19 protein-coding genes are annotated in these 20,496 nt (G+C 73.3%); 14 read left to right on the top strand and 5 right to left on the bottom strand.

Annotated elements, in window-relative coordinates:
• Window positions 1-11: 11 nt before the first annotated feature.
• The 5 genes from ACH4LD_RS26415 to ACH4LD_RS26395 all read left to right on the top strand — a co-directional run bounded on the left by ACH4LD_RS26415 (window position 12) and on the right by ACH4LD_RS26395 (window position 6,248).
• Window positions 12-815 carry a DNA alkylation repair protein gene (locus tag ACH4LD_RS26415; protein WP_398056699.1) on the top strand — a complete coding sequence of 268 codons (804 nt, stop codon included), beginning with the start codon at window positions 12-14 and terminating at the stop codon, window positions 813-815.
• Complete coding sequence (locus tag ACH4LD_RS26410; protein ID WP_398056700.1) at window positions 812-2,899, top strand: molybdopterin-dependent oxidoreductase; 2,088 nt, start codon at window positions 812-814, stop codon at window positions 2,897-2,899. The genes ACH4LD_RS26415 and ACH4LD_RS26410 overlap by 4 nt, the downstream gene beginning before the upstream one ends.
• Before the next feature lie 226 nt (window positions 2,900-3,125).
• The gene (locus ACH4LD_RS26405; RefSeq protein WP_398056701.1) at window positions 3,126-3,932 is read left to right on the top strand and encodes a class I SAM-dependent methyltransferase; all 807 of its coding nucleotides are present in this window, start codon (window positions 3,126-3,128) and stop codon (window positions 3,930-3,932) included.
• A 64-nt stretch (window positions 3,933-3,996) separates the two neighbouring features.
• Window positions 3,997-4,734 (top strand): hypothetical protein, encoded by a 738-nt coding sequence (locus ACH4LD_RS26400; protein ID WP_398056702.1) that lies wholly within the window; start codon window positions 3,997-3,999, stop codon window positions 4,732-4,734.
• The gene (locus ACH4LD_RS26395) at window positions 4,731-6,248 is read left to right on the top strand and encodes an MFS transporter (RefSeq protein ID WP_398056703.1); all 1,518 of its coding nucleotides are present in this window, start codon (window positions 4,731-4,733) and stop codon (window positions 6,246-6,248) included. Before ACH4LD_RS26400 ends, ACH4LD_RS26395 begins: the two co-directional genes overlap by 4 nt.
• A gap of 306 nt (window positions 6,249-6,554) precedes the next feature.
• Here ACH4LD_RS26395 and ACH4LD_RS26390 read toward each other — a convergent pair whose 3' ends face one another.
• A complete protein-coding gene (locus ACH4LD_RS26390; RefSeq protein WP_398056704.1) occupies window positions 6,555-7,250 on the bottom strand; it encodes a DNA alkylation repair protein in 696 nt (231 codons plus the stop codon).
• A gap of 94 nt (window positions 7,251-7,344) precedes the next feature.
• Here ACH4LD_RS26390 and ACH4LD_RS26385 point away from each other — a divergent pair, with 94 nt between their 5' ends.
• Window positions 7,345-8,766, top strand: a complete 1,422-nt coding sequence (locus tag ACH4LD_RS26385) for an FAD-dependent oxidoreductase (RefSeq protein WP_398056705.1) — start codon at window positions 7,345-7,347, stop codon at window positions 8,764-8,766.
• Window positions 8,767-8,785: 19 nt separating this feature from the next.
• Here the strand turns inward: ACH4LD_RS26385 and ACH4LD_RS26380 are convergent, their stop codons facing one another.
• On the bottom strand, window positions 8,786-9,664 hold the full coding sequence (locus tag ACH4LD_RS26380; RefSeq protein ID WP_398056706.1) for a GyrI-like domain-containing protein: 879 nt from the start codon (window positions 9,662-9,664) through the stop codon (window positions 8,786-8,788).
• A 180-nt stretch (window positions 9,665-9,844) separates the two neighbouring features.
• Between ACH4LD_RS26380 and ACH4LD_RS26375 the strand changes: the two genes are divergently transcribed.
• The 8 genes from ACH4LD_RS26375 (at window position 9,845) to ACH4LD_RS26340 (ending at window position 16,854) form a co-directional block, all read left to right on the top strand.
• On the top strand, window positions 9,845-10,456 hold the full coding sequence (locus tag ACH4LD_RS26375) for a GyrI-like domain-containing protein (RefSeq protein WP_132789698.1): 612 nt from the start codon (window positions 9,845-9,847) through the stop codon (window positions 10,454-10,456).
• Between the two features lie 211 nt (window positions 10,457-10,667).
• On the top strand, window positions 10,668-11,861 hold the full coding sequence (locus ACH4LD_RS26370; RefSeq protein WP_398056707.1) for a BtrH N-terminal domain-containing protein: 1,194 nt from the start codon (window positions 10,668-10,670) through the stop codon (window positions 11,859-11,861).
• Between the two features lie 53 nt (window positions 11,862-11,914).
• Window positions 11,915-12,934, top strand: coding sequence for a methyltransferase (locus ACH4LD_RS26365; RefSeq protein ID WP_398056708.1), 1,020 nt, complete (start codon window positions 11,915-11,917; stop codon window positions 12,932-12,934).
• A gap of 83 nt (window positions 12,935-13,017) precedes the next feature.
• Window positions 13,018-13,542, top strand: a complete 525-nt coding sequence (locus tag ACH4LD_RS26360) for a hypothetical protein (protein WP_398056709.1) — start codon at window positions 13,018-13,020, stop codon at window positions 13,540-13,542.
• Window positions 13,543-13,613: 71 nt separating this feature from the next.
• Complete coding sequence (locus tag ACH4LD_RS26355) at window positions 13,614-14,246, top strand: class I SAM-dependent methyltransferase (protein WP_398056710.1); 633 nt, start codon at window positions 13,614-13,616, stop codon at window positions 14,244-14,246.
• Window positions 14,243-15,313, top strand: coding sequence for a methyltransferase (locus tag ACH4LD_RS26350; protein WP_398056711.1), 1,071 nt, complete (start codon window positions 14,243-14,245; stop codon window positions 15,311-15,313). Before ACH4LD_RS26355 ends, ACH4LD_RS26350 begins: the two co-directional genes overlap by 4 nt.
• Before the next feature lie 74 nt (window positions 15,314-15,387).
• Window positions 15,388-15,627, top strand: a complete 240-nt coding sequence (locus tag ACH4LD_RS26345) for a DUF6059 family protein (RefSeq protein ID WP_398056864.1) — start codon at window positions 15,388-15,390, stop codon at window positions 15,625-15,627.
• Between the two features lie 315 nt (window positions 15,628-15,942).
• Entirely contained in the window at window positions 15,943-16,854 is a 912-nt protein-coding gene (locus ACH4LD_RS26340; RefSeq protein ID WP_398056712.1) for a hypothetical protein, read from the top strand.
• Between the two features lie 61 nt (window positions 16,855-16,915).
• Here the strand turns inward: ACH4LD_RS26340 and ACH4LD_RS26335 are convergent, their stop codons facing one another.
• From ACH4LD_RS26335 to crtI, 3 genes are read right to left on the bottom strand one after another with little or no spacing between them, the layout of a single operon-like run.
• Complete coding sequence (locus ACH4LD_RS26335; RefSeq protein WP_398056713.1) at window positions 16,916-17,932, bottom strand: DUF5914 domain-containing protein; 1,017 nt, start codon at window positions 17,930-17,932, stop codon at window positions 16,916-16,918.
• On the bottom strand, window positions 17,929-18,951 hold the full coding sequence (locus tag ACH4LD_RS26330; RefSeq protein WP_398056714.1) for a phytoene/squalene synthase family protein: 1,023 nt from the start codon (window positions 18,949-18,951) through the stop codon (window positions 17,929-17,931). Before ACH4LD_RS26330 ends, ACH4LD_RS26335 begins: the two co-directional genes overlap by 4 nt.
• Window positions 18,948-20,489: a phytoene desaturase family protein gene (gene crtI / locus ACH4LD_RS26325; protein WP_398056715.1), complete on the bottom strand. Its 1,542-nt coding sequence runs from the start codon at window positions 20,487-20,489 to the stop codon at window positions 18,948-18,950. Before crtI ends, ACH4LD_RS26330 begins: the two co-directional genes overlap by 4 nt.
• Window positions 20,490-20,496 lie beyond the last annotated feature (7 nt).

Genomic DNA, 20,496 nt, shown 5'->3' with positions numbered 1-20,496 from the left:
AGGAACCGCGCATGCAGGCCCCGCCCCCCGCCGCCCTGGCCGCCGAACTGCGGGCACGCCTGGAGGACAACGCCGTCCCCGGCCGGGCGGCAGGAGAGAAGAAGTACCTCCGCAGCGACCTGCACCACATCGGCGTACCCCTGCCGGCGATGCGGGGCGTGGTCCGCTCCTTCACCAAGCGGAGCGGGCAGGGGCTCGGGCACGCCGAACTCGTCGACCTGGTCACCGACCTGTGGGCACAGCCGGTCCACGAACACCGCTCGACGGCCCTGCTGCTCCTGGACGCCTACGCCCCCCTGCTGCGCCCCGACGACACCGCGCTCCTGGAGGACCTGCTGCGCACCTGCGCCACCTGGGCGCACACCGACCTGCTCGCCCCCTTCGCGGCAGGCCGGCTCCTGCTGCACCACCCCCGGGGGACCACCCCCGCGGTGCTCCGGTGGACCGCCGACGACGCACAGTGGGTACGGCGCGGCGGCATCCTCTGCTTCGTCCCCGCCCTGCGCGGCGAGGACACCTTCACCCGCTGGTTTCCCGTGTTCTCCGCCGCCGTCGATCCCCTCCTCGACGACGACCGGTTCTTCGTCCGCAAGGCGATCGGCTGGACCCTGCGCGAAGGCACCAAACACCACCCCGCGGCGGTCACCGACTGGCTCACCCCGCGGCTGTCCCGGGCCGCCCCGCTCACGGTGCGCGAGGCCCTCAAGCGGCTGCCCGACGACGCACGCGCCCCCCTGCTCGCCGCCCACGCCGCCGCGCGGCCACGCCGCGGCCGGCCCCACGCGCCCACCCGACGCCCGGAGGCACCCCAGTGACCGACCCAGAAGTGACGACCCTGGTCGAGGACGGCGTCCACCGCACCGTCTGCCGGATGTGCCACGGCGGCTGCGGCGCCCTGGTGGACGTACGGGACGGACGCCTCACCCGCGTCGAGGGCGACCCGGACAACCCCAACAACCGCGGATTCCTGTGTGCCAAGGGCCGCGCGTCCCTCGACCAGCTGTACGGCACCGACCGGCTGACCCGGCCGCTGCTGCGCACCGGTCCGCGCGGCAGCGGCGGCTTCCGGCCCATCGGCTGGGCGGAGGCCCTCGACCGCGTCGCCGACGCCCTCGACCGCACCCGGACCCGGCACGGCCCCGAGTCCCTGGTCGTCGCCCAGGGCACGGACCGCAACTACCAGGAGTGGCTGTTCCGGTTCGCCAACAGCTACGGAACGCCCAATGTGCTGGGGCCGGCCCACGTCTGCTTCTATCCACGGGTGATGGCGGGCATCCTCACCATGGGCGCCTTCACCTTCTGCGACTACGAGGGCTCGCCCGACGTCGTCCTGCTGTGGGGCTGCAACAAGTCCATGACACACGGCGACGGCGTGATCGGCACCCGGCTCCTGGACGCCGTACGCCGCGGCACCCGTACGATCGTCGTCGACCCGCGGCGCACCGCCCTCGCCAACCGCGCCCTGCACCATCTCCCGGTACGTCCGGGAGGCGACGCCGCGCTCGCCCTCGCCATGATCCACACGGTCATCGAGGCGGACGCCTACGACCACGCCTTCGTCCGGGACCACACCGTCGGGTTCGAGGACCTGGCCGAACACGTCGCCGCCTACACCCCCGAGAAGACCGAGCACGTCACCGGAGTCCCCGCCGCCGCTGTGCGCGAGGCCGCCCTCGCCTACGCCTCCGCACCCGCCGCCGCCATCGAACTGGGCACCGGCGCCCAGCAGAACCGCAACTCCTTCCACGTCTGCCGGGCCCTCGCCATCCTCTCCGCGATCTGCGGGAACATCGACCGGCGGGGCGGCGACGTCATCTTCGAACCCCCCGGCATCATCGGCCGCCGGACCCTGCCGCTCACCGAGGCACTGCCGACGGCACAGCACCCCAAACGGCTCGGTGCCGACCGCCACCGCATCCTGTCGATGGCCGGCTGGGCACATCCCCGCGCCGTCTGGGACGCGATCCTGGACCACCGCCCCTACCCGGTCACGACCATGCTCGTGCACGGCAGCAACCTGCTGGTCAACTACGCGGACTCCGACCGCGTCCACGCCGCGCTCGACAGCCTCGGCTTCCTCGCCGTGGCCGACCTGTACCTGACGCCCACGGCGGCCATGGCCGACATCGTGCTGCCGGTCGGCGGCTGGCTGGAGCGGGACCAGATCGTCGAACACGCCCACTACGTCGCGGCGCGCCGCAGGTTCGCACAGGTCGGCGAGTGCCGCTCCGACGAGGAGATCCTGACCGGGCTCGCGACACGGCTCGGGCTCGGCGACAACTTCTGGGACACCGCCGCGGACTCCCTCGACGCCCGGCTGGCCCCCATCGGCATGGACTTCAAAGCCCTGACCGACCAGCACTACCGCGCCACACCGCTGACGTACGAGAAGTACCGCACCCAGGGCTTCGCCACCCGCAGTGGCCGCTTCAACATCCGCTGCGACGCGCTCCGCGCCTTCGGCTACGCACCGCTGCCCGTGCACCACCCCGTAGCCGAACGCCCCGAAGACGGCCCGTACTTGCTCACCTCCGCCCACTCGCCGTTCTTCTTCAACTCCGAGTTCCGCAGTCTCGGGCCGCTGCGCGCCAAGGAACCCGACCCCGTCGTCGAACTCCACCCCGAGGCCGCGGCCCGCGAGGGAGTCCGGGACGGCGCCTGGGTGCTCGTCTCCGCCCGTGGCCGCACGATCCGGATGCGCGCACGCCTCACCGACACCATCGCCCCCGACGTCGTCGTGGCCGCGGCCACCTGGTGGTACCCCGAGCGCGGCGCGGACGGCGGCTGGCGCGAGAGCAACCTCAACCGGCTCACCGGCGACGACGACGAGAACGAGGAGATGGGCTCGTCCAACTTCCGCGGGATCCGGTGCGCGGTCCGCCCGGAGCCCGACGCCTGAGGCGACCGAGCACGCCTCTCCCGGCCCACCCTGCGGAGTCTTCCGCTCCGCCCCGCGTCCGTGACGATTCGCCATCCCGGTCAACTCCCGCGGGACCCCCGGAGAAGTAAGTGACCTTCGCGGACGCCTTGGTGCCGGGCGCGGGCCGGCGCCCCCGGCCGCTGGAAGACTCCGCCGCACGGACGGCCGCGGCGCCGTCACCGTCACGCGGACGAGAGGGGACACCGTGGAGGCAACCTCGCGCGACGACAACGGTCCACTGGCGCTCGATCCGGCCTGGGAACAGGAGAGCCTGCGACTGGAGATGCTGGCGGCCATGACCGACCCGGCGACCATCGAGATCCTGGACGCCTGCGCGCCCGCCCGCCCCCGCGAGATCGTGGAGATCGGCGCCGGCTCGGGCACCGTGGCCCGCCACCTGGCCCGTCGCCACCCCGGCGCCCGCGTCTGGGCGACCGACATCGACCTGCGCCACCTGGACTGCGGCGGTCTGCCCAACCTGGTTCCGCTGCGGCACGACGCCGCCGTCGACCCGGCCCCCGTGCAGGGCGTCGACCTCATCCACTGCCGCTCCGTGCTGATCTTCCTCGACGATCCCCAGGCGGTCCTGGGACGCCTCGCCGGCTGGCTCGCGCCCGGCGGCTGCATCGTCGTCGAGGAACTCGCCGGGTTCCCCCCGTACGACCCCACCACGGTCGTCGGCGGCGCCCTGGACGCCGTGTCCCAGGTGCTCAGCCGGGATGCCGGCGCGGACCCGCAGTGGGTGCGCGACCTGATGGTCGACCCGCCCCAGCCGCTGGTCCGTCATGGACTGACGGACTGCGGCGCCCAGATGCGGGTCTACCCCTTCCGCCCGGGCAGCGCGGCGTCGGAGTTCTCACGGCTGACACTGGAGCAACTCAGGCCCCGGCTGCTCGGCCGCGGACACCTCACCGCCGCCCAGTTCGAAGCCGCCGTGTCCCGGCTGCGCGACGACGACCTCGCCGAGCCGTCCAGCTCCGTGCTCAGCGTCTGGGGACACCGCCCCCGCTGAGGCCGCCGCCCGGGCGGCCGCCCGGCATCCGATCACCGAGGAACGAAGCGAAGGGTGGACGATCATGCCTGCTCACCACCGCGCCCCCGGTCCCCAGGACCGGTCCCACGAGCAGAAGATGCTCACCACATACCTTCTCAAGCCCGGACGGTACGAGGCGGCCCGTGAGGTCCTGTCCCGCCACTGGCCGCTCCTGCGCCGCCAGGGCCTGGTCACCGGAGAACCCTCCTGGATCGCCCACGGACAGGGCAGCGACGGCCCCTTCATCGTCGAACTCGTCACCTGGGGCGTGCCGGGCGCCGTCGACCGCGCCTACCTCGATCCGGAGATCAACTCCCTGTGGCAGGAGATGTTCGCCCTCACCGAGTCCCGCGGCGCCCGCCCGCCCGTGGACTGGCCGGCCGTCACCCGGCTCACCGGGGGCGCCGCCCACGACACCCCCGCCGGCACGCCCCTGCAGACGCTGACGACCTACCAGGTGCGTGAGGGCGGTACCGAGCGGCTCGCCGAGCTGCTGCCGGGCTACTGGGACGCGCTCACCCGGGCCGGACTGCTCGCCCCCGGCGCGCCCGCGCTGTACGTCGGCGAGAACCCGCACGGCCCGTTCCTGGTCGAACACCTCGCGTGGAGCGACCCGCACGGACCGGCGAAGGCATCCGGCGAGCCGGCGGCGGGCGCCCTGTACGCCCGGGCCGCGGAGCTGGCCGAGGAACGGGGGGACCGGCCGGGCATCGAGCGGTGCCCGGTGAAGCCGCTGCACTTCGGCTTCATGACAGAAACAGTGACTGGAGAAGACACGTGACCTCACCATCGGAGACCAGGCCCGCGGGAACCAGTCCGTGGGCGGCGCTGGGGATGCTCTGCCTCGGCGTCTTCATGACCCTGCTCGACGTCACGATCGTCAGCTCGGCCACGCCCAGCCTCATCGAGACCTTCGACGCCTCGATCGACCAGGCGGTCTGGGTCTTCAGCGCGTACATCATGGCCTTCGCCACCACCCTGATCCTCGCCGGGCGGCTCGGCGACCTCCACGGCCCGCGGCGGATGTACCTGATCGGTCTCACCGTCTTCGTCACCGCGTCGGTCCTGTGCGGCGCCGCCCAGGCCCCCTGGCAGCTGATCCCGTTGCGCGTGCTTCAGGGCGTCGGCGGAGCGCTCCTCGTACCCCAGCTCATGCCCATGATCACCACGCTGTTCCCGCCGCAGAAGTGGGGAGCCGCCTTCGGGTTCACCGGAGCGCTGTCGGGACTGGCCGTGCTGGCCGGACCGCTCGTCGGCGGATTCCTGGTCACCGGCGCCTCCTGGCGCTGGATCTTCTACGTCAACCTGCCCATCGGCCTGCTCACCTTCTTCCTGGTGCTGCGCTTCCTGCCCGACCCGCGGCCGGGGCTGCGCCAACCGCTGGGCATCGGCTCCGTCCTGCTGCTCCTGTCCGGCGTCGGCGCCGTGGTCTTCGGCCTCGTCGAGGGTGAGCGGCTGCACTGGGCGGCGACGGTCTGGGCGGTCATCGTGGCGGGGCTGGCGCTGCTCGCCGCCTTCTTCGCCGACCAGCGCAGGCGGCAGTCCGGTGTGCCGCTGGTGCCGTTCGCGCTGTTCCGCGCCCGCAGCTTCACCCTCATGAACCTGATCGCCGTCACCGTCGGCTTCGGTGTCGTCGGCGCGTTCCTGCCCCTGACGCTGTACCTGCAGAGCGTGCAGGGCCTGTCCGCGGCCAGGGCCGGACTGGTGATCGCCGTGATGCCGCTGGCGTCGGTCGCCACCGCCGTCATCAGCGGCCGGGTCATCGAGACGGCCGGTCCCAAACGCGTCCTGCTCGGCGGCCTGGTGTGCTTCTCCGCTGGCCTCGGACTCATCGCCCTGCAGGCCACCGCCCACGCCTCGCTCTGGCAGCTCGTGGGGCCGCTGGTGCTCGCCGGCGTCGGCACCGGCTTCACGTTCGCACCGATGTTCAGCGTCGGCATGCGCGACGTGCCGCCCCAGCTCAGCGGAGTGGCCTCCGGAACCGTCAACACGGTCCAGGAGCTCGGGGGCCTGCTCGCCAGCGCCGCCATCGGCGTGGTGCTCCAGGTCCGGCTCGGCGAGGGGCGGAACATCGCCACCGGCCGGCCGGTGGAAGCCGCGGGCCGGCCGACGCAGGCGGCCCTGGACGCCTTCCACGAGACCCTGGCCGGCGCCATCCGCGTCAGCATGCTCATCCAGATGGCCGTCCTCGCGGTGGGCGCCCTGTGCGCGCTGGCCATCAAGCCCGCCCCGCCCGCTGCGGCGCCGACGGGGCAGCCGTCCGCCGGCGAGCCACGGACGGCCGACGTCGACTGACCCGACGCCGCCCGATACGGCGCCGCCGGTACGGCGCGGCCCGATGCGGCGCGGCTGATGCGGCGCGGCCCGATGCGGCGCGGCCCGATACGGCGCGGCTGATGCGGCGCGGCTGATGCGGCGCGGCCCGATACGGCGCGGCCCGATGCGACGCGGCCCGATACGGCGCCGCCCGAAACGGCGCCGCCCGAAACGGCGCCGCCCGAAACGGGGCGCTCCCCGCGTCGGCCGTCCCGAGGGCCGGCGCAGGGGTGCGTTCCGGGCCGCGCCGGGGTCCGGTCCCGGCCCCGTCGCCCGTTCCCGCCCCTATCGCCCCTTCACGAACCGTGCCCGCTCGGCCGGCGCCAGCCGCTCCGTCGCATAGCGGACGGTGATGCGCGGCAGCTCGTCGAGGTGCCGGTCGAGGAAGGCCACCATGAGCGGTTCGTCCCGGCGGCCGATCTCCCGCAGCATCCAGCCGAGCGCCTTGTGGATCAGAGGTTCCGGATCCCGGCGCAACGTCAGCACCAGGCGGAACGTCGGCTCGAAGCGTCCCTCGCGGATCAGCGCCAGCGTGGCGAGCACCGCGATCCGCCGGTCCCACAGCAACGACGACGCGGCCAGTTCGTCCAGGACCCGCAGGTCCCCCTCCAGCAGCCACGGCCCGAGTACGACATGCGCGGAACCGTCGACCAGGTCCCAGTTGTCCACGCACTCGGTACGCGCCAGATAGAAGTCGACCAGCGCCTTGCGGTCCGCGCCGCGCGCCGTGCGCACCTGCTCGGCCAGGACCAGCAGCCCGGCGAAGCGCTCCTCGTGGACACGGCTGCGCAGCAGTGCGTCCACGTCGTCGAGGGACAGGCCGCGGTAGGCGCGCGCCAGCTTGCGCAGCACCGGCACGCGTACGCCGAGCAGTTCGTCGTCCTCCGTACGGCTCAGCACCCGCTCCTGCTGTGCCCGCACCGCCGGCTCCGCCAGATCCCGCAACTCGGCCCGTAATTCCTTGAGCGAAACGATCGTCATGACGGCGGACGCTAGCGCAGGGCGCCCGCGCGTGCCGCCGAGCCCCCCGCGAAGGGGCGGCTGGTCAACTTCGTCGCGGCCGACACCTCCGTAGTTGACCGTCGCGCAGATCCTCGCCGCCCCGGCTTCCGCCCACGCGCCCCACGGCCACATCTTGTACAAGACCGTACTAACCGTCCTGCCGACGGGACCGGCCCTGCCGGGAGCCCACGAGCCGAAGGAGAACCCGATGCCGCGGAAGGCGTTCAAGGTGCTGGTGATCGGCGCGGGTCTCGGCGGACTGACCCTCGCGCAAGGGCTGCGCCGACAGGGCATCGACGTGGAGGTGTTCGAACGCGACGTCACCCCCGTCGACCGCTCGCAGGGCTTCCGCATCCACGTGAACCCGTTCGGGACCCGTGCGCTGCGCGCCTGCCTGAGCGACGAGTTGTTCGAGTTGTTCCTGGAGACGAGCGGCAGCGGCGGCAGGGGCCTGTGCTTCACCGACCACCGCCTGAGCCCCTTGCTCAGCCTCGAAGGGCCCAGCAACCAGGACCCGCTGCGCAACCACCGGTCCGTGTGCCGGGTGACGCTCCGTCATCTCCTGCTGCGTGGCCTGGAGGACGCGGTGGGCTTCGGCCGCCGCTATGAGCGGTACGAGGAGCGCGACGACGGCCGAGTCGTCGCGCACTTCGCGGACGGGTCCACGGCGGAGGGCGACATCCTGGTCGGCGCGGACGGCTGCCGGTCCCGGGTGCGTACCCAGCGGCTGCCCCAGGTGCGCGTGTCCGACACCGGAGCGATGGGCGTGGCCGGGAAGCTGCCCCTCGACGACCGGCTCCGCGGCTGGATCCACCCGCCACTGCTGGCGTCCGCGCACATCGTGATGGGCCCCCACGGCTCCCGGATGTTCGCCGCCACGCACGAGTACCGCACCAGGCCGAGCAAGGCACTCGGGCTGCCCGCCGCCGGCGGCGACCTGCTCTTCGACACCGACACCGACTACCTGATGTGGGCGATCACGGCCACTCCCGGGCGCCTGGGCCTGCCGGCGCAGACCTCGCTCGGTCCCGAGCGACTGGCCCCGGCGGTACGGCGCCTGGTCGACGACTGGCACCCCTTGCTGCGGCGCGCGGTCGCCGACGCCGACCCGGACACCCTCACCGCGCTGTCGGTGCGCACCGCCGAGTCCGTGCCCGCCTGGCAGCCGTCCCGGATCACCCTCCTCGGCGACGCCGCGCACTGCGCGACCCCGCTCGGCGGGATGGGCGGCAACATGGCCCTGCGCGACGCCGAACTGCTCACCCGGCACCTGGCCGCCGCCGCCCGCGACGACGAGCGGCTCGAACAGGCGGTGGGGGAGTACGAGTCGGCGATGCGCGCCTACGCGGCGGACGCGGTCCTGAAGTCGAAGAAGAACCTTGAGCGTTCCCTCGCCGAGAACGCCGTCAGCCGGGCGCTGACCCGCGCGACGTTCCGCGTGATCGACCGCATGCCCCCCGTGAAGCGCCGTATGGCCGCCGAAGTGGGCGGCTGACCGGGCCGTGCGCCGTCCCTCAGACCCGCGTCGGCGCCGTCGGCGCGGGTCCCAGCGGCAGGCTCACCCACGCCAGCGTCCTGACCTCCGGCCGGCACCACGGAATCCGCTCGTACTCCACCAGATAGGGCATGGGCGGCCGGTCGCCGTCGTACAGGCCGAGCATCACGGCGCTGACCGCGAGGTGCATGAAGGTGTAGGGGATCAGCTGCACGGGACCCGTGTGCGTGATCTGCAGCCGCCGTTGCGCGGGAACCACCTGGAGGCCGATGCCGTCCGACGGCACGAACGCCAGCGGCACCACCGTGCCCACGTCGAAACGGATCGACGCGTCCTGATAGAGCTCCGGGTCGTCGTGGGTGATCTCCACCGGCTGCTGCGCGTCCGGCTCGTACCCGTGGACCTCCAGCCAGTCCCGCATCTGCCGCCAGCGGCCGGACAGCGACGCATGACTGCCGAAGTGCCGTAGGAAGGCCACCACGCGACTGCCGCTGTCCACCTCGACCAGGCCGGAGCAGCCCGGCCCGGACGTCGGCCACGGCGCGCTCGGCTCCCGGCGCCGCAGTTCGGCCGGCGTGCTCCCGAACGCCTCGCGGACCGCCCGCGTGAACGGCGCGTGCGCCGAGTAGCCGCACCGGGCGGCCACCTCGTGCACCGGCCAGCTCGTGAACACCAGCCGGTACGCCGCCAGTTCCAGACGGTACCGGCGCACATAGCGCTGCACCGACTCTCCGGTGGTGTCCCGGAAGATCTTCCGGAAGTAGTGCGGAGCCGTGTGCACCTGTTTCGCGATGACGTCGATGTCCACGTTGGACGAGGCGTCGCGCAGTCTGGCGACGATGTGCGGAATGGCGGACAGCACCCTGCTGTCGTGAAGCGCCACCGTCGTCACACGCATGCCGCCACGACCCGTGGCCACGCCAGGCAGATATTCCGGCACTCGGAGCCCCCGTATCCGGAATGAGCGGCACCACCCCGAAGAGAGGCGGCCCGCGCAGTCACTTGAGGGCGGATCCTGCCACATCACGGAATAGGGTCAAAGTCGTTCCAAGGCCAAGTGCGGGAATACAGTCGGGAGGTGCACGGATACCGCTCCGGTATCCCGGACGACCTCGCGAAGGCAGGGGACATGGCCGGAAGACACGTCACCGGGACAGGCACGACACCGGCACGGGACACCGTGCTGGCGTCCGAAGAGCGCATCTTCACATTCGTCGAGTTCGGCCCGCTGCCGGTCATTTCCCTCCGTCACTCGGGCACCTTCCGTACACTCGCGCGGACTTGGCGCAATCTCATCGACTACACGGATTCCTGCGGCCTGACCCAGGGCGTACAACTCGTCGGAGTCGTCTACGACGACCCGGCGTACGTCCCGGCCGATTCCCTCCGTTACGACGCCTGCGTCGCCGTTCCCGAAGCCGGACTGCGCCGGCTCCCGCTGCCGGCCGACAGCGGACTTCCCGTCCGTTACGAAACCCTCGGCCCTGTATGGTGCTGGCGCACCACCCACCGCGGTCGCTTCGGCACCCTGTCCGAGACCTATCGGCGTGCCCTGGACACCACCGCCTTCCAGCAGCAGGGCGTCGTCGCCCCCTGCCCGAACCCCCCGTTCTACGAGATCTACCGCTCCGGCCTCGGTGCCGCGCCGGACGACGACGCCCGCATCGACATCCACCTCCCCGTGGCCTGACAGAAACCGGCAACTCCCGTACCCGTGGCGGCATCCGCAGCCGGCGGTATGAGCAAGCGGGTCAACTCCCGGACCGGTCATCGCCGTTCGAGGTGACCGTCACGCAGAACCGGACCGCCCGTCCCTGGGCGACCGCCGGCACCGCTGGAAAACTCTCGGATCCGTGACGCAGCCCACCAGCGGCCGCACCGATCAGGGGAGAGGAGCCGGCATGGCGACGGCCCCGGCCACCGGCGGCAAAGAACGACAGGCCCTGCCGGGCAGGAAACCCAGGCCGCCGCTGTTCGGCGGCGCCCACTGCGAGACCTCCGCCTTCCGCAAGGCCCTGCACGCCCACGGCCTCGACATCGGCGAGGAGATGCTGCTCGGCCTCGGCGGCGGCATCGGATTCATGTACGTCCCCAAAGCCCCCGGCACGCCACCGTTCCTCGCCACCCGCAACGACCCCTTCCCGCTCTTCACCCGCCGCATGGCCACCGGCGTCGGCCTGGAACTCGACATCGCCACCACCACCGACCCGCGCGCGGCCAGTGACCAACTCGCTGCGGAACTCGCCGTACACGGCCTCGCGATCGTCTACGCCGACATGCACTACCTGTCGTACCTCAGCGCCGAACACCATTTCGGCGGCCACTGCCTCGTGGTCCTCGGCGCCGACGAGGAGAGCGGCTGGCTCCGGGTCTCCGACCGCCCCGCCCGGCCCCGCACACTCGCCCCGGAGGAACTGGCCGCCGCCCGCGCCTCCCGGCACCAGCCCTTCCCGCCCCGGCACGCCCTGCTGCGCGCCCCGTGGGACCAGGCCGTCCCGCCCACCGAGGACCGGATCCGCTCGGCCCTGGCCGCCGCAGCCCGCGCCGGCCTGGAGCCGGCCAACGCCGCCCTCGGCATCCAGGGCCTCCACATGTTCGCCGAACGCCTCGTCGCCACCGTCCGTGACTCGGCCACGCCCGAGGCCGTCGTCGACACACTCGTCCAGGCGTTCATCGACCTCCACCTCGCCGGAACGGGAGGCGACGGGTTCCGGAGCATGTTCCACACGTTCCTCGACGAGGCGGCCACGCTGCTCGACGACCCGCGGATCACCGACGCGATCCCCCTCGCAGCGGCCGACGCCGCCGCCTGGCAGCACCTGATCGCGACACTGCTGCCCGCGGGCACGGCCCTCGGCAATCTCGCCGACGCGCACCGCGCACGCGAGGAACACATCCTCTCCGGTACCCCCGAAGGCCAGGTGGAGGCATCAGCCGTCGCCGCGCGCCTGCCCGTCCTGCGCGAGGAGGCCGTCGCCGCCGTCCCGGAACTGCGCCAGGGTCTGGCCACCGCCCTGCACGACGCCGTGCACGACATCATCGACCACGAGACACGGCTGCTGCGCCTGCTGGCACCCGCGGGCGGCGGGCAGTGAACCGCGGCGCGTCGACCACGTACGACGACATCACCGTGAGCGAAGGAGCACACGTGAGCGCGAGTTCCACCACCACGACGACGGACGTCGCACACCAACTCGGCCTCCTCACCGACCTGGTGACACCCTGGGCCATGCGCGTGGCGGCCACCCTCCGGCTCGCCGACCACATCGGCGACGACACCGTGTCCGTCGAGGACCTCGCCCGGCACACCGACGCCGCCCCCGACACCGTGGGCCGCCTCCTCGAACACCTCGCGGTCCGCGGCGTGTTCCAGCAGGACGGCCCCGGCCGGTACCGCAACACCGAACTCTCCCGACGGCTGCGCCGCGACCACCCCATGACCGTCCACCCCTGGCTCGACATCGAGGGCGGGATGGGCCAGTACGACGTCGGTCTCAGTGCGCTCCTGACCGCGGTCCGCACCGGGGAGGACGCCTACACACCCACGTTCGGCCGGTCCTTCTTCGAAGACCTCAACAGCGACGCCCGCCGCGGCGCCGCCTACGACGAACTGATGGCGACACTCACCGCCTGGACCCTGCCGGAGGTCGTCCAGGCCTACGACTGGACGACGGTCGTCCACGTCGCCGACATCGCCGGCGGCAGCGGTGCCCTCCTGACCGGCCTCCTGCAAGCCCACCCGCACCTGAGGGGAACCCTTGTCGACGACGCGCGCGCCGTGGGCACGGCCATCGAGAGGTTCACCAAGGCCGGTGTCGCCGACCGGGCCACGGCCGTCGCCGGATCCATGTTCGAACCGCTGCCGCCCGGTGCCGATGTGTACCTCGTCAAGTCGACCGTCATGGGCTGGGGGGACGGAGGGGCCGCGGACATCCTGCGCCGCTGCGCCGACGCCGCCCGCCCGGGCGGCCGCGTCGTCGTCGCCGAATTCCTGCGCGGAGCACCCCGGCTGGTGCCCTCCCTCGACCTGTACATGGCCCTGCTGGGAGGAAAGGAGCGCACGGAGGACGAATTCCGGGCGCTGGGCCGCACGGCAGGGCTCACCCTGAGGACCGTCCACCCCACGCCGTCCGGATACTGCCTGCTGGAGTTCACCGCCGACGCATAGGGTCGTGCACACAACTGCCGGCAGCAACACCGACGGGACCTCCAGTGCAGAACGCGACACTCCTTCGTTCCCACGACCGGCCCATGGAGCAAGGTGCCTCCGGCACCCCCCACTGGACGGTGGTACGCGCCCAGCCCCTGCTCGTCCTCAGCCTCAGAAACCCGGGGGGAGCGGACACCTGGAGGGACACGTGGCGCAGCCTCACCGCCCTGGTCTTCTCCTGCGGCCTCGCGACCAGGGAGACCAGAGCGCTCGAAGTCCACTACGACGCGGGCACGTCGCGCCGCTTCGACGCCTGCCTGTCCATCCCGTCCTCCAGGCTCGCGGCAGAGGTGACCGCCGACGACCTCGCCCAGGTGCCCGGGGCGAGGATGGAAACCGTCATGGGCCACGGACCGTTCCTCCACCACAGGCCCACCGCCGGGCACAACGGGCGGCCCGCCCCGGCAGCACCCCTGCCCCCGGCCGCCGCCCCGCACCCGGCCTCGCTCGTCCCCGCCTGGCCCCGCTACCACGTCTACGCATGCAGCCCGGCCCTGGCCGGGGAAACACCCGTGATCACCGACACCTACATCACCCTGACCGCGTCCGCACCCGCCCGGCCCTGAGGCGCACGGTCCGGGTGCGGTGGCACGGGGCTGACGAGCTGTCCCCACCCGACCCCGGACGGAGCGCCACCATGACGACGCCCACCACCGCGCTCGACTGGAACCGCAGCTACCGCAACGGCGACCACCACACCTACTGGGAACTCAGCCACCCCTCCGCCGAACTCGTCGGATTCCTGGCAGCCCACGGGCCGGGCGCCGGACGCACCGCCCTCGACATCGGCTGCGGAACCGGCTGGGACGCCATCGCCCTGGCCGGCGCCGGATACCGGGCCACCGGCATCGACCTCAGCGCGGAAGCCCTCACCCTGGCCAGGGCCCGCGCCGCGGAGGAAGCCCCCGAGGACGCCCCGCCCGCCTTCCAGCAGGCAGACGTGCGCGACCTGCCGTTTCCCGACGGGACCTTCGACGTCGTCGTCGACCGCGGCTGCTTCCACCATCTCGGCGGGGAGGACCGCGCGATGTACGCCGGCGAAACCGCACGCGTCCTGCGTCCGGGCGGCTGCCTCTACCTCAGGGGCAGCCGCGTGGACAGCTTCCCGTTCAAGCCGCTCACCGCGCAGGGTCTGGCCGACGTCTTCGTCCGCTTCGGCTTCGCGGTCGGCCCCCTGCTGCCGTTCCACCTCCAGACGGACGCGATGAGCCTGCCCGCGTACGCCTGCGTACTGACCCGGACCACCACCAGCGACGGAGCGAACGCATGAGCACGACGACCTCGGCGCGCACCACGCGGACGCCGGTTCCTCCCGCCACCCCGGGCGACCCCGCGGTCGCCCGCCTCGCGGCACTCACCGACCTGGTCACGCCGTACGCGATCCGCGCCGCGGCCACCCTCGGGCTGGCCGACCTCGTCGCGGAGGGCGTCACCACGGCCGACGCCCTGGCCGAACGCACCCGGAGCGACGCCGACGCCCTGCGCCGGCTCCTGGACCATCTGGCGGCCAGCGGCCTCCTCGACGAGCCGGAGCCGGGCCGCTACGCCCTCACCGACCTCGGGTCCGTCCTGAGGGACGACCATCCCGCGCACACCCGTGCCTGGCTGGACCTCGACGGCGGCATGGGCCGCTCCGATCTGGCGCTCAGTGGCCTGCTCACGACGGTCCGCACCGGCGAACCGGCCTACCCGGACCGGTTCGGCGCGTCCTTCTGGGAAGACCTCGCCGCCGATCCCGCACGAGCCGCGTCCTTCGACGCCCTCATGGAGACACACCTGGCGAACGTGGAGGCGGCGGCGGACGCCTACGACTGGAGCGGTGTCAGCCACGTGGTCGACGTGGGCGGAGGGACGGGGAAGCTGCTCACCCGCATCCTCGACGCACACCGCGAACTGCGCGGCACCCTGGTCGAACTCCCCGGCACAGCCGAGAACGCCCGCCGACGGCTGGCCGACGCCGGCCTCACCGACCGCTGCACGGTGGTCCCCGGCACGTTCTTCGACCCCCTGCCCTCCGGCGCCGACGCCTACGTCCTCTCCTTCGTCCTGCACGACTGGAACGACCGGCAGGCCGCGCGGATCCTCGACCGCTGTGCCACGGCCGCCGCGCCGCACGGCCATGTCGTGGTGATCGAACGGCTGAAGGAGGAAGGCGTCAAACAGCCGTGGGCGACCGCGATGGATCTGCGCATGCTGCTGACCGCGGGCGGCCGGGAACGCACCCTCGACGACTACCGCGCCCTCGCGGCCACGGCGGACATCACCCTGCGCACCGCCGTACAGACCTCCACGGGCGCCTCGGTACTCACCTTCACGACGGATCACCGAGGGGGCTGACGGCGGTGCGTGCTGAGGACCGATGTGGTCGGAGGGACACGAGGGGCAGGCTCCAGGACTGGGCGCGCCTGGTGATGCGCGGTCTCGCCGCCACGGGATCCATCTGGGTGTCCGTGCCTCTGGGCACAGCCGACGGAGGACCGGCGCCCGGTCACCCCGAACGGCTCGTCCCCGGCACGCCGTCGACCCCCGCCGAACGGGCACTGCGACGGCAATTCAAGGGCGTGGAGCGTGCGGCCTGGTGGTGGCACTGGTGGCCCGCGACGGACGTCCGCCGGCGGCAGTCGAGCACGGCCGCGGCCCCCAGACGGTGACGTGCCCGCCGCCCCGGCCCGGTCCGTCGGGGGACGCCGGTGCGGTGACCGTCCCCGCCGGGGGCGACCGAGCTCGGCTCACCCGTCCGGGCGGGTCCCGCCGTCCCTTGTCATATGTGATCAACAGCCGAGAGCATGCGGTCCATGACGCTCGCCTTCGGTCTCCTCGCCCTGGCCACGGTCTGCCTCGCCTGGCGGAGTGGGGTTCGCCTCCGCCGAGCGGGAGGTGCGCTCTGGGTTCGTGCCCGCTTCGACCCGGCCGCCCACGGGCTCCCCTCCCGGCGACAACTCGACGCGAGCCGTGCCGGTCCACCCATGCCCGCTCACCGCACCCGTGCCGTCGACGCCGTCGCGCGTGCGGCGTGGAACGGTGACTGGCGGCCCGCGGCCGCCTATGCGGAGGAGGCCGGCCAGGACTGGGACGAACGCTGGTCCCGGCTGGCCCTCTTGCGGCAGGTGGCCCAGCAGGACGACGTCTGGCTGAACGACTGGCGTGCCGCCCGGCCGCAGGACTGCAGCGCGGCCACGGTCCATGCCGAGTTGCTCCTCCAGCGCGCCTGGGCGGTGCGGGGCAGCGGATACGCGCACACCGTCCCCGCCGACCGCATGGCCCGCTTCAAGGTCCTGCTGAAGGAGGCGGTGGACGCGGCCGGGAAGGCGGCCCCGCTCGCACCCGACGACCCAGGGCCGTGGGTCGTGATGATCACCGGCGCCCGTGGCCTGCGCGTCGAGAGGGACTCGTTCCAGCAGCTCTGGCTTGAACTGTACAAACGTGCTCCCCACCACTACATGGGGCACGTGCAGGCACTGCAGTACTGGTGTGCCAAATGGGCCGGGTCCGACAATCTGATGATGGACTTCGCCGAACGCGCCGTGCACCGGGCGCCGGCCGGCAGCCCTCTTGCCGGTCTCCACCTGCTCGCCCTGGAAGAGCTCGGCCAACGGTCCGGCCGTGCCGCGCTCCCGCCTCCTCGTGCGGTCAAGGACGTGCTGGAGAGCGTCGCCCGGTCACTCGACCAGGTCCCCGACCACGACGAGCACCTGTCGCGGCTGCGCCATCTGCTGGCCCACCACCTGGTCGAAGCGCGATGCTACGGGGCCGCGCTGGAACAGTTCCGGCGGATCGGCCCGTGGTGCGGTGCGGAGCCCTGGACGAAGCACCGCGATCCGGTCGCGGCGTTCGACCGGGCCCGGGCCGTCGCGGCGACACGATCCCGACGGAGCTGACGCGGCGCGGGCCTCGCGGGCGCGTGGCTGACAGCGCCGGCAGACGACCGCTCGTCGCCGCTCAGCCGGGGAAGCGTCCCGAGGAGCGGAGCCGCCAGCGCCGTTCGGCGTAGGCGAGGTCGTCGCGCCACAGGCGCGCCGAGGCCGCGCGCACGAGCGGTCGCAGCAGCGGCGCCGCACGGCGGACGACGGCGAAGCCCAGCCGGTCGGAGGCGGCCACCACCGCCTCGGTCACCGTGGTCCGCGGCCGGCCCGACCGGTCGGGACCGAGTGGCGTGGCGTGGGTCTCGACGACGGAACCCGTGCCCTCCCCCTCGGTGATGCGCATGACGACCGTGCGCGGCTCCGGGGCGGTGAACACGGCGCGCACGGGTACCACCAGGCGCCCCGCCACCTTGAAGGAGACGTCGACGGTGAAGGCGTCCTCGGTGCCGTTCCCCGAGCCGTCGGGCGACCCGACCACCGTGAGGTCGGCGAACGAGTACGGGTGCAACCACGCGCCGTGCCACGGGTCCAGACGGTTGGCCACGACGTCCTCGGCCTCGCAGACCCCCGTGCCGGTGTAGACGGCTGCCAGCGCGCGTGCCCGCTCCGGCCGCCGCACGACGACCGGTGCGTCCGACGGGGGCTCACCGCCCACCGCGTCCAGCCGGACCCACAGCAGCAGGCCGTCGTCGTGCACCGGCAGCGGGGCCCAGCCGGCGTACGGGGTGCCGTCCAGGGCCAGCCCGTGCCAGTGGCACACCAGGGTGCCGCAGCGAACGGGACTGTCCCGCAACGGTGCCCCGAGATGGGGACAGACACCGGGGCCGGCCACCGGCCGGCCACCCGGACCGCGCCACACGACCACCTCCTGACCCGCCACGGTCCCCGCGAGCGGACGGTCGTCGCGCAGACCGCCCGACGCGCCGACGACGTACCAGTTGCCGGACGGCCGGGCCCGCGCCCGTTCCAACGCCTCCGCGATCACACCCGGCCTGGCGTCGCGCCAGGTCGGCCGCTGACGCTCCCACGGCACCGGCCGCCGGCGCAGCGACAGCGGAAGACGACCGCCCCGGCCGCGCGGGACGGGGTTCACCCGACCTCCGCCGCGGCCGGTGGGCACGGTCCGCCGAGCACCGGGGCGGGCAGCGGACGCGGTGCCCCGGGCCGACGGGAGGAACGCCCGGCGCGCCGCCGCGCGGTGACCGCCCGCACGAGGCCGTCGGCGGCGACCGCCGCGCGCCGCCGGCGCGGCACCACCGCACGGCGGTGCAGCACCGAGTAACCGTCCTGGGCGACCGCGTCCAGGATGCCGCCGTACAGGACCAACGCGGTGCGGATACAGGGACGGGAGACCGGGTCCAGCATGCCGAGGCCGGGGAGCGCCTCCCGGTAGACACCGCGCGTCAGCGTCTCGAACTCGCGCAGCGCGGCCGTGATGCGAGGCTCGTGCCGGCCGGTGTCCCGGCTCCACCGCAGCAGTTCCCGGTCCACTCCGTGACCCGCGAGGAGGTCGGCGGGCAGGTAGACGCGGCCCCGGTCCAGGTCCTCGCCCACGTCCCGGAGGAAGTTGCTGAGCTGGAAGGCGACACCGAGCGCCGCCGCGTACGGCGCGGCCTCCTGGCGCGGCACCACGGTGCCCAGCACCGGCAGCATCTGCAGTCCGATCACCGCGGCCGAGCCGTGCATGTAGCCCCGCAGGTCGGCGTAGGTGGCGTAGTCGGTCACCGTGAGATCGGCGCTCATCGCGGACATGAAGTCGTGGAACAACGCGTGCTCAATGCCGTACCGGTGCGCGGTGTCGGCGAGCGCCAGGACCACCGGCTCGTCACCGCGCCCGTACCGCAGTCCGTCCTCCAGGCTCCGCCGCAGTTCCGCCAGGGCCGCCGCCCGCCGCCCGGTGTCCGCGCCGGTGCCGAAGGAGTCGACGATGTCGTCGGCCCAGCGGGCGAAGCCGTACAGAGCGTGCACGGCGGGCCGGCGCTCGACGGGCAGCAGCCGGGTGGCGAGGAAGTACGTCCTGCCGTGCCGTGCGTTCAGGGCACGGCAGTGCCGGTACGCCGCACGCAGCGCCGGATCACCGATGCCCGCCGCGCGCAGTTCGCGGTCCGTCATGTGGTGGTCTCCTTCACGCGCAGGGGAGGGACGGAGGGCCGGGAGGGTGCGGGACGCGGCAGACCGGTGATCCGCGCGGCGGCGAGCTTCCCGGACAGCAGCACGGTCGGCACGCCGACGCCCGGCGTGGTGCCGCAGCCGGCGAGGACGGCGTTCTCGGTGCCCCGCACCAGGTTCCGCGGCCGGAACGGCCCCGTCTGGGCGAAGGTGTGGGCGGCCGAGAAGGGCGTGCCCGCGGCGTGACCCGCGGCCTGCCAGTCGGCAGGGGTGACGAGACACTCCTGCTCGACGCCGGCCTCGATGCCGTGCAGGCCCCGCCGCTCCAGTTCCCGCAGCAGCGTCCGTCGGTAGCGGGGGCCGAGTTCGCGCCAGGCGGTGGCATCCGGCCCGATGTCGGTGTTGGGGCAGGGCGCGAGGATGTAGTGCAGATGGCGGCCCGGCGGTGCGAGCCGCGGATCGGTGGCGGTGGGCCGGGTGACGAGCAGGGAGGGGTCGCTCATCAGGCTGCCGGTGCGCGTGAGTTCGGTGAACGTGGTGTGCCAGGCCGCGCCGAAGAACAGCGTGTGGTGCGCCAGTTGGGGCCAGGTGCGGTCCGTTCCGGCGTGCAGCACCACGGCGGACGGTGAGTGCCGCAGGCGCAGCGGACGCCGGGGGGAACGGCCGAGGAGCCGGTAGGCGACCGGCAGGTCCGGGGTGAGCACGACGGCGTCGCAGGGGATGCGGTCCTGGTCCGTGACGACGGCGGTGACGCGCCCGCCCGAGCGTTCCAGACGGGTCACCCGCTGCCCGTACCGCAGGTCGGCGCCGGCCTCGGCGGCGGCGTCCGCCATGGCCCGCGGGAGGGCGTGCACGCCGCCCCGCGGGAAGTACACGCCCGCGACGGTGTCCATGTAGGCGATGACCGCGTACGCGGCCAGCGCGCGGGCGGGCGGCACACCCGCGTACAGCGCCTGGAAGGAGAACACCCGGCGCAGCCGCTCGTCCTTCAGGAAACGCCCGATCCGGGCGTCCAGCCGGCCGAAGCCGCCGAGCGCGGCCAGCCGGGCCAGGTCGGTGTTCAGCAGGTTGAGCGGGGAGTCGAAGTTGGCGTCGATGAAACGGCGCATCTGCGCCCGGTGCAGCTTGCCCAGCCAGTCGCGCAGCCGCCGGTACCCCGCCGCCTCACCGGGGCCGGCGAAGCGCTCCACCTCCGCCGCCATCGCGTCGGCGCCGGTGTGGACGTCGAGCGTGCTGCCGTCCGCGAAGCGCGCCCGGTAGGCCGGGTGCAGGGGGATCAGCTCCACTCTGCGGTGCAGGCTGTCGCCGACGGCCGCGAAGGCCTCGTCGGCGAGTTCGGGCATGGTCAGCACGGTGGGACCGGTGTCGACCCGGTAGCCCCCGAGGTCCAGGCGTCCGGCCCGGCCACCGGGCAGGGTGTCCCGCTCGACGACGGTGACGCGTCGACCGGCGCCCAGCAGGTGCAGGGCGGCCGACAGCCCGGCGAGGCCGGCCCCCACGACGACGACGTGGTCGGTGCGTCCGGGCAGCGTGCGCGTCACCGGCCGG

Origin of the sequence: Streptomyces sp. NPDC017676, assembly GCF_044329325.1 — a bacterium.
GTDB lineage: Bacteria > Actinomycetota > Actinomycetes > Streptomycetales > Streptomycetaceae > Streptomyces.
This window is presented reverse-complemented; position numbering and strand designations above follow the sequence as displayed.